The sequence below is a fragment of the Pseudomonas sp. EGD-AK9 genome (assembly GCF_000465935.2).
GTDB lineage: Bacteria > Pseudomonadota > Gammaproteobacteria > Pseudomonadales > Pseudomonadaceae > Aquipseudomonas.
This window is the reverse complement of the sequence record NZ_AVOF01000110.1, coordinates 1-8,640: the sequence shown is the minus strand read 5'-3', so window position 1 is coordinate 8,640 and position 8,640 is coordinate 1. Positions and strand designations below refer to the sequence as shown.

At 68.8% G+C, this 8,640-nt stretch carries 9 protein-coding genes; 4 read left to right on the top strand and 5 right to left on the bottom strand.

Annotated elements, in window-relative coordinates; all coding sequences use genetic code 11:
• A partial coding sequence (locus N878_RS06195) for an AraC family transcriptional regulator ligand-binding domain-containing protein (RefSeq protein WP_021442804.1) occupies positions 1 to 517 on the bottom strand: 517 nt, incomplete at its 3' end.
• Positions 518 to 633: 116 nt separating this feature from the next.
• Here N878_RS06195 and N878_RS06190 point away from each other — a divergent pair.
• A complete protein-coding gene (locus N878_RS06190) occupies positions 634 to 3,012 on the top strand; it encodes a penicillin acylase family protein (protein WP_021442803.1) in 2,379 nt (792 codons plus the stop codon).
• Positions 3,013 to 3,295: 283 nt separating this feature from the next.
• On the opposite strand, the gene N878_RS06185 is transcribed toward N878_RS06190, so the two are convergent.
• Entirely contained in the window at positions 3,296 to 3,751 is a 456-nt protein-coding gene (locus tag N878_RS06185; protein WP_256218032.1) for a hypothetical protein, read from the bottom strand.
• On the opposite strand from N878_RS06185, the gene trmL reads away from it, so the two are divergent.
• Positions 3,738 to 4,205 carry a tRNA (uridine(34)/cytosine(34)/5-carboxymethylaminomethyluridine(34)-2'-O)-methyltransferase TrmL gene (trmL, locus tag N878_RS06180; RefSeq protein WP_021442801.1) on the top strand — a complete coding sequence of 156 codons (468 nt, stop codon included), beginning with the start codon at positions 3,738 to 3,740 and terminating at the stop codon, positions 4,203 to 4,205. The genes N878_RS06185 and trmL overlap by 14 nt on opposite strands.
• Positions 4,206 to 4,304: 99 nt before the next feature.
• On the opposite strand, the gene secB is transcribed toward trmL, so the two are convergent.
• Genes secB through N878_RS06165 form a run of 3 tightly spaced genes read right to left on the bottom strand, consistent with a single transcriptional unit; the run spans position 4,305 to position 5,497 of the window.
• Entirely contained in the window at positions 4,305 to 4,796 is a 492-nt protein-coding gene (gene secB / locus N878_RS06175) for a protein-export chaperone SecB (RefSeq protein WP_021442800.1), read from the bottom strand.
• Positions 4,797 to 4,821: 25 nt separating this feature from the next.
• Entirely contained in the window at positions 4,822 to 5,082 is a 261-nt protein-coding gene (gene grxC / locus N878_RS06170) for a glutaredoxin 3 (RefSeq protein WP_021442799.1), read from the bottom strand.
• A 1-nt stretch (position 5,083) separates the two neighbouring features.
• A complete protein-coding gene (locus N878_RS06165; RefSeq protein WP_021442798.1) occupies positions 5,084 to 5,497 on the bottom strand; it encodes a rhodanese-like domain-containing protein in 414 nt (137 codons plus the stop codon).
• A 146-nt stretch (positions 5,498 to 5,643) separates the two neighbouring features.
• On the opposite strand from N878_RS06165, the gene gpmI reads away from it, so the two are divergent.
• Both gpmI and N878_RS06155 read left to right on the top strand, forming a co-directional pair.
• A complete protein-coding gene (gpmI, locus tag N878_RS06160; protein WP_021442797.1) occupies positions 5,644 to 7,176 on the top strand; it encodes a 2,3-bisphosphoglycerate-independent phosphoglycerate mutase in 1,533 nt (510 codons plus the stop codon).
• Positions 7,177 to 7,284: 108 nt separating this feature from the next.
• Entirely contained in the window at positions 7,285 to 8,526 is a 1,242-nt protein-coding gene (locus tag N878_RS06155) for a murein hydrolase activator EnvC (protein ID WP_021442796.1), read from the top strand.
• The last annotated feature ends 114 nt before the right edge of the window (positions 8,527 to 8,640 follow it).

Below are 8,640 nucleotides of genomic sequence, written 5' to 3'. Positions count from 1 at the left end.
GGCGGAAGTCGACGCCGAGCAGCGGCAACTCGCCGCCGGCCGCCGCCAGCATCTTCGGCAGCAACACCGCCAGGCACTCCATCTGCTGACGCAGCGAGCCGACGCCGCGGTAGTTGAGGTCGATCACCAGGCGCGCCTCGTCGCCCTCCTCCTCCAGGCGTGCGGCGAAGCCGCCGGAGAGGATGTGCTGGAAGCGCACGAAGGCCTGCAGCCCCTGGCGCAGGTCGCGCGCCGCCAGCAGCAGGTAGCCGACCACGTCCATCGGCCGCGGGCGCATCACTTCGCCCAGGTGCAGGCCGATATCGGCGTCGCCGCTGATGCCGGCCAGCGCCTGCCAGAAGCGCGGCGCGCTGTCGTGGTCCTCGCGCGCCTCCAGCAGCGGCACCGTCAGCGGCATGCCGGCGTAGGCGCGGCGGTAGGTGTCGGTAGGGTCCAGGCCCAGCTCGGCCAGCGCCTCGTAGAGCAGGCGGCGCAGGGTCGAGGAATGGGTCAGGGCGACCTGGGGGGCTTCGCTCATGGCGTCTCCACGCGGTGATTGACCATAGACTTTCAGCGCCGCGGCATTTGGTCAATGCCGCGACGGCCGCGCCTGCGCAGAATGCGGGCCGACCATAACAACAAGGATCGCCCGCGATGAAACGCACCCTGACTGCCCTCGCCCTGCTGGTCGCCGCCGCGGCCGGCGGCCTGACCTGGTACCTGCACGGCAAGCAGCCGCTGCGCGACGGCGAACTGCGCCTGGGTGCGCTGCAGGCGCCGGTCACGGTGCGCTTTGATGAGCGCGGCGTGCCGCATATCCGCGCCGAGCACGAGGCCGATATGTACCGCGCGCTGGGCTACGTGCACGCCCAGGACCGCCTGTTCCAGATGGAAATGCTGCGCCGCCTGGCCCGCGGCGAACTGGCCGAGGTGCTCGGCGCGCAGCTGGTGGACACCGACCGCCTGTTCCGCACCCTGGGCATTCGCGCCCATGCCGACGAATACGCCAGCCGCCTCGACCGCGACAGCCCGGCCGGGCGCGCCCTGCTGGCCTACCTCGACGGCATCAACCAGTACCAGGCCAGCCGCCCGCGGCCGCTGGAATTCGACCTGCTGGGCATTTCGCCGCGCCCCTTCACGGTAGCCGACACCCTGAGCGTGGCCGGCTACATGGCCTACAGCTTCGCCGCCGCCTTCCGCACCGAGCCGGTGCTGAGCCATGTGCGCGAGCGCCTCGGCGCCGACTACCTCAAGGTCTTCGACCTCGACTGGCGCCCGCAAGGCGTGGTCGGCACGTCGCTGGCCGCCGGCGACTGGCAGGACCTGGCCGCCATCGCCCGGCTCAGCCACGCGGCGCTGGAGGGCAGCGGCCTGCCGCAGTTCGAGGGCAGCAACGCCTGGGCCGTGGCCGGCAGCCGCACCGCCAGCGGCAAGCCGCTGCTGGCCGGCGACCCGCATATCCGCTTCGCCGTGCCGGCGGTGTGGTACGAGGCGCACCTGCAGGCGCCCGGCTTCGAGCTGTACGGCTACCACCAGGCGCTCAACCCGGTCGCCTCGCTGGGCCACAACCGCGACTTCGCCTGGAGCCTGACCATGTTCCAGAACGACGACGTCGACCTGATCGCCGAGCGGGTCAACCCGGACAACCCCGAACAGGTCTGGTACCAGGGGCGCTGGGTGGAGCTCGAACGGCGCACGGAAAGTATCACGGTCAAGGGTGCCGCGCCGGTCGAACTGAGCCTGCGCCGCTCGCCGCACGGGCCGATCGTCAACGACGCCCTCGGCCAGGCCGCCGGCAGCACGCCGATCGCCCTGTGGTGGGCCTTTCTCGAGACCGCCAACCCGATTCTCGACGCCTTCTACCAGCTCAATCGCGCCGACAGCCTGGACAAGGCCCGCGCCGCCGCCGAGCTGATCGAGGCGCCCGGGCTCAACGTGGTCTGGGCCAACGCCGCCGGCGACATCGGCTGGTGGGCGGCGGCCAAGCTGCCGCTGCGTCCGGCCGGGGTCAACCCGAGCTTTATCCTCGACGGCGCCGGCGGCGAGGCGGACAAGCCCGGCTGGCAGCCCTTCGCCGCCAACCCGCAGGAAGAGAACCCGGCGCGCGGCTATATCCTCTCGGCCAACTACCAGCCGCTGGCGACCAGCGGCATCGAGGTGCCCGGCTACTACAACCTGGCCGACCGCGGCCAGCGCCTGGACCGGCATCTGAGCGACGCCACGGTGAAATGGGATAGCGCCAACAGCCAGGCGCTGCAGCTCGATAGCGGCAGTGGCTACGGCCCGCGCCTGCTGGCACCGATTGCGGACGAGCTGCGCGCCGCCGCGGCCGACGAGCGGGAGCGGGCGCTGGTGGAACAACTGGCCGCCTGGGACGGCGATCACCGGCTCGACTCGCTGGCCGCCACCCTGTTCAATCAGTTGACCTACCAGTTGGCCCGCGAGGCCATGGCCGACGAGCTGGGCGAGACCTTCTTCGACAGCCTGCTGTATACCCGCGTGCTGGACAGCGCCCTGCCGCGCCTGACCGCCGATGCCGACTCACCCTGGTGGAACCGCCAGGGCAGCGAAACGCGCGAGAGCCGTGCGCAGATAGTCGCCGACGCCTGGCGCGCCAGCCTCGAGCATCTGCGCGGCCAGTTCGGCGATGCCCCCGGCGACTGGGCCTGGGGCCGCGCCCATACCCTGACCCACGGCCACCCGCTGGGCCAGCAGCCGCTGCTGGCCAGGCTGCTCAACGTCGGCCCGTTCGCCGCGCCGGGCGGTCACGAGATGCCGAACAACCTGTCGCACAAGGTCGGTCCGGCACCCTGGCCGGTGGTCTACGGGCCTTCGACCCGGCGCCTGGTCGATCTGGCCGATGCCGAGCGCGCCCTGGGCGGCATTCCGGTGGGGCAGAGCGGCGTGCCCTTCGACGCCCACTACGACGACCAGGCCGCCGCCCACGTGGCCGACCAGTACCAGCCGCAGCACCTGAGCGAGACCGACGTGGCGGCGCATAGCCGCGGCACGCTGCGCCTGCTGCCGCGCTGAGGGCGACCGATAGCGGCTAGCGGAGGCAGGGCGGACAGCGTGACGCTTGTCCGCCCTGCCCGGCGGCATACGCGCACGATGCGACGCCGCGTGCACCATTCGGGGCGCAGGGCGCACCCTACTGAGGCAGGCCGGGCACCGGGCCGAACGTCGAAAAAGCCTGACCGACCCAGCAAAGCCGCGGCTTTCGGCCTTGGTAATAAAATTGGCACACAGCCTGCATAAGCTAAGGCAAGCCCAGTTTCGGGGACCTTGGTACAGGCAGGCCGGGGAATCCCCTCTTTTATTCGCGGCGCAGGGTCAGACGCACCCGCCAGCGCCCATCCACCTCCGCACCGCGCCACTCCCCGCCCAACGGGCGGGCCGCCACCAGCATCAGGCGCAGATCCCGTCCTTCCCGCTGAATCCGCCAGTTGACCGGAGTGCCATCCAGGTCGAGGCGACCCTGGCGTTCGCGGCCGTAGGCATCGACGAAGCGATAGCTCAGCGCGCCCTGGACGTGCTCGGCGAGCGCCTCCGGTTCACGGTTGAACCAGACCTGCAGGCCCGCGGCCCAGGGCTCGGCGTCCTCGATGCGCAGCGGCGCCGGCTCGAACAGGCGGCCGAGCATGCTGCCGAGAAGGAAGGCCAGCAGCGCCAGCGACGCCATGAAGCGCCAGCGAATTCGCGGCCTGGGGTCCTCGACCGGCGTAGAATGGCCGTCGTCCCTGCGCTCGGAGCCCTGCATGTTCCACGTCATCCTCTTTCAACCGGAAATCCCGCCCAATACCGGCAACATTATCAGGCTGTGCGCCAACAGCGGCTGCCAGCTGCACCTGATCGAGCCGCTGGGCTTCGAACTGGACGACAAGCGCCTGCGCCGCGCCGGCCTGGACTACCACGAATACGCCACCCTCAAGCGCCATCCCGACCTCGCCAGCTGCCTGGCAAGCCTCGGCCAGCCGCGCCTGTTCGCCTTCACCACCAAGGGCTCGCACGCCTTTCACGAGGTCGCCTACCAGCCCGGCGACGCCTTCCTGTTCGGCCCGGAGAGCCGCGGTCTGCCGGAGGAGGTGCGCAACGCCCTGCCGCCCGAGCAGCGCCTGCGCCTGCCGATGCGCGCCGGCTGCCGCAGCCTGAATCTGTCCAATACCGTGGCGGTGACCGTCTACGAGGCCTGGCGGCAGAACGGCTTCGCCGAGGCTGGGATGTAGCCCGGATGCAATCCAGGTTTAGTGCAAGCCGTCGCCCGCACAAACAAAAACGCCGCGCCCCTAACGGGAGTCGCGGCGCTGTTGCGAACCGGGCGTCGCTTAGTGCGCGGTGACTTCGCCCTGCGCCGCCTGCTGCTGACGCTGCAGCTCCTGGGCGTACAGCGCGTCGAAGTTCACCGGAGCGAGCATCAGCGCCGGGAAGGAGCCGCGGATGACCAGGCTGTCCAGCGCCTCGCGGGCGTAGGGGAAGAGGATGTTCGGGCAGAAGGCGCCGAGGGTGTGGCTCATCGAGGCGGCGTCCAGGCCCTTGATCAGGAAGATGCCGGCCTGCTGCACTTCGGCGATGAAGGCCACTTCTTCGCCGTTCTTCACCGTGACCGAGAGTGTCAGCACCACTTCGTGGAAGTCGCCGTCCAGGGTCTTCTGCCGGGTGTTGAGGTCCAGGCCGACGCTCGGCGTCCACTCCTGACGGAAGATTTCCGGGCTCTTCGGCGCCTCGAAGGACAGGTCCTTGACGTAGATGCGCTGCAGGGAGAATTGCGGATTCTGCTGTTCGCCGGCGGCGGCGCCGTTGTTTGCTGGTTCGGTCATGGCCTTTGCCTTCTGGTCTTGAGGTTTATGCGGGGCTCTGCAGCAGCGCATCGAGCTTGCCGGCGCGCTCCAGGGCGTAGAGGTCGTCGCAGCCACCGACATGGGTGCTGCCGATCCAGATCTGCGGTACCGAGGTGCGGCCGGCCTTGCGGGTCATCTCGGCGCGCAGCGCGGGCTGGCCGTCGACGCGCACTTCGTCGAAGTCCACGCCCTTGCGCGTCAGCAGCTGCTTGGCGCGGATGCAGTAGGGGCACCAGTCGCTGGAATAGATGAGCACCTCGCTCATGTCACTTCACCAGCGGCAGGTTGTCGCCACGCCAGCTGGCGATACCGCCGGACAGCTTGGCCGCGGTGTAGCCGGCCTTCTTCAGCTCGCGGGCGATGCTGCCGGCGTGCTGGCCCATGGCGTCGACCACCACTATGGTCTTGGCCTTGTGCTTCTCCAGTTCGGCGATACGCGCGGCAACCTTGTCGTAGGGGATGTGCAGGGAATCGACGATATGCCCGGCGGAGAAGTCCTTCTGCGCACGCACGTCGAGCACCACGCCCTGCTCGCTGTTGACCAGCGCGGTGAGTTCGCGGCTGGACAGGTTCTGTCCGCCCTTGCGCATTTCGGTGACGATCAGCGCCACCAGCAGGACGACGAACAATCCGCTCAGTACATAGTGGTTAATGACGAATTCAATCAGGTTGGCGAGCATCTATATGACCCAGGACGGTAAAATGCCGGCCAGTATACACAGCCCCACAGGTCGGCCAAACCCCGTCCGGCAGTGACGCGCCAGGCGCTTGACCGTAAAATGCCCGGCCTTGTTTCCCGCCCATCGACCCAGAGCGAGTCTGCTGCATGAGCGCCACGCCCAAACCCTTGGTTCTGATCATCCTCGACGGCTTCGGTCACAGCGACAACCCCGAGCACAACGCCATCCACGCCGCCAACACGCCGGTCTACGACCGCCTGCGCGCCAGCTATCCGCACGGCCTGATCTCGGGCAGCGGCATGGACGTCGGCCTGCCGGACGGACAGATGGGCAACTCCGAGGTCGGCCATATGAATCTCGGTGCCGGCCGCGTGGTGTACCAGGACTTCACCCGGGTGACCAAGGCCATCCGCGACGGCGAGTTCTTCGACAACGCCGCGATCAACCAGGCGGTGGACAAGGCCGTGGGTGCCGGCAAGGCCGTGCACATCCTCGGCCTGCTCTCCGACGGCGGCGTGCACAGCCACCAGGATCACCTGGTGGCCATGGCCGAGCTGGCCGTGCGCCGCGGCGCCGAAAAGATCTACCTGCACGCCTTTCTCGACGGCCGCGACACCCCGCCGAAGAGCGCGCAGGGCTCCATCGAGCTGCTCGACGCCGCCTTCGCCCGCCTCGGCAAGGGCCGCATCGCCAGCCTGATCGGCCGCTACTTCGCCATGGACCGCGACAACCGCTGGGACCGCGTCGAGCAGGCCTACCAGCTGATCGTCGAGGGCAATGCCCAGTTCAGCGCCGCCAGCGCCGTGGAGGGGCTGAACGCCGCCTACGCGCGCGGCGAGAGCGACGAGTTCGTCAAGGCCACCGGCATCGGCGCGCCGGTCCGGGTGGAAGACGGCGACGCCGTGGTGTTCATGAACTTCCGCGCGGACAGGGCGAGAGAATTGACCCGCACCTTCGTCGAGCCGGGGTTCAAGGAATTCGAGCGCCAGCGCGTGCCGCAGGTCGGCTTCGTCATGCTCACCCAGTACGCCGCGAGCATCCCGGCGCCGGCCGCCTTCGCCCCCGAGGCGCTGACCAACGTGCTCGGCGAATACCTGGCGAAACACGGCAAGACCCAGCTGCGCATCGCCGAGACCGAGAAGTACGCCCACGTCACCTTCTTCTTCTCCGGCGGCCGCGAGGAGCCGTTCGAGGGCGAAGAACGCATCCTCATCCCCTCGCCGAACGTCGCCACCTACGACCTCAAGCCGGAAATGAGCGCGCCGGAAGTCACCGACAAGATCGTCGACGCCATCGACAACCAGCGCTATGACGTGATCATCGTCAACTACGCCAACGGCGACATGGTCGGTCACACCGGCGTGTTCGCGGCCGCGGTCAAGGCCGTGGAATGCCTGGACGCCTGCGTCGGCCGCATCGTCGATGCATTGGACAAGGTCGGCGGCGAAGCGCTGATCACCGCCGACCACGGCAACGTCGAGCAGATGGAAGACGAGTGCACCGGCCAGGCGCACACCGCGCACACCTGCGAGCCGGTGCCGTTCATCTACGTCGGCAAGCGCCCGGCGCGCATCCGCGCCGGCGGCGTGCTGGCCGACGTGGCGCCGACCCTGCTGAGCCTGATGGGCCTGGAAAAACCGGCGGAAATGACCGGTACCCCCATCGTCCTGCTCGACTGAACGTCGATAATCCGCCAAACGCCCCGCGCCTTGAGGCCCGGGGCGTTTTTTTTGCCCGGCGGCGCGGGCATACTAGGGCCCATTCCACCGCCAGGTGTCGCCCCGCCCATGCTCCGCATCCTCGCCCTGATCCTGCTCAGCAGCCTGATCGCCCCCGTCCTTGCCGACCAGCGCGCCGACACCCAGCGCCAGCTGGAAGCCGCACGTCAGGACGTGGCCGAGCTGAAGAAGCTGCTGGAGAAACTGCAGCAGGAGAAATCCGGCGTGCAGCAACAGCTGAAGAAGACCGAAACCGAGATGGGCGCGCTGGAAGGCCAGGTCAAGGAGCTGCAGCGCGAACTCAAGGGCAGCGAACAGGAAATCCAGCGCCTGGATCAGGAGAAAAAAAAACTCCAGAGCGCACGCACTGAACAGCAGCGGCTGATCGCTATCCAGGCCCGCGCCGCCTACCAGAGCGGCCGCCAGGAGTACGTCAAGCTGCTGCTCAACCAGCAGAACCCGGAAAAGTTCTCGCGCACCCTGACCTACTACGACTATCTCAGCCAGGCGCGCCTGGAACAGCTCGCGGCGTTCAACGAGACCCTGCGCCAGCTGGCCAACGTCGAGCAGGAAATCGCCAACCACCAGGCCCAGCTGCAGGCGCAGAAGGCCGGCCTCGACGAGCGCCACGCCAAGCTCGCCGAGGCGCGCAAGGAGCGCCAGCAGGCGCTGGCCAAGCTCAACAGCGAATTCGCCAGCCGCGACCAGCGGCTCAAGGCGCGCCAGCAGGAACAGGCCGAGCTGGGCCGCGTGCTGAAGACCATCGAAGAGACCCTGGCGCGTCAGGCGCGCGAGGCCGAGGAGGCGCGCAAACGCGCTCTGCTGGCGCAGCAGGCAGAGCAGACACGGCCGGGCAACCCGCCGCCGAGCGGCCCGCAGGTCAGCTCCGGCGCGACCTATGGCGGGCCTTTCGCCAACGCCCGCGGCAAGTTGCCCTGGCCGGTCGATGGCCGTTTGGTGGCACGCTACGGAACCCCGCGCGGCGGCGACGCTCGTACTAAATGGGACGGCGTGCTGATCGGCGCGCCGGCCGGCAGCCAGGTGCGCGCCGTACACGGCGGTCGCGTGGTATTCGCCGACTGGTTGCGCGGCGCCGGTCTACTGGTCATTCTCGACCATGGCAACGGCTACCTGAGCCTCTACGGTCACAACCAGAACCTGCTGAAGAACGCCGGCGACCTGGTCAAGGCCGGCGAAGCCATCGCCACCGTGGGTACCAGCGGCGGCCAGGATACGCCGGCACTGTATTTCGCCATTCGCCAGCAGGGTCGCCCCAGCGACCCGGCGCAATGGTGCCGCGCGCAGGGATAGGCGCCGTTTTTCGCTAATTAGGAGTTCGACATGTCGCATCGCTTCCGTCCCACCTGCCTGGCGCTGGCCCTCGGCCTGCTGCTCGGCGCGCCCGCCCTGCAGGCGGCCGAGCCC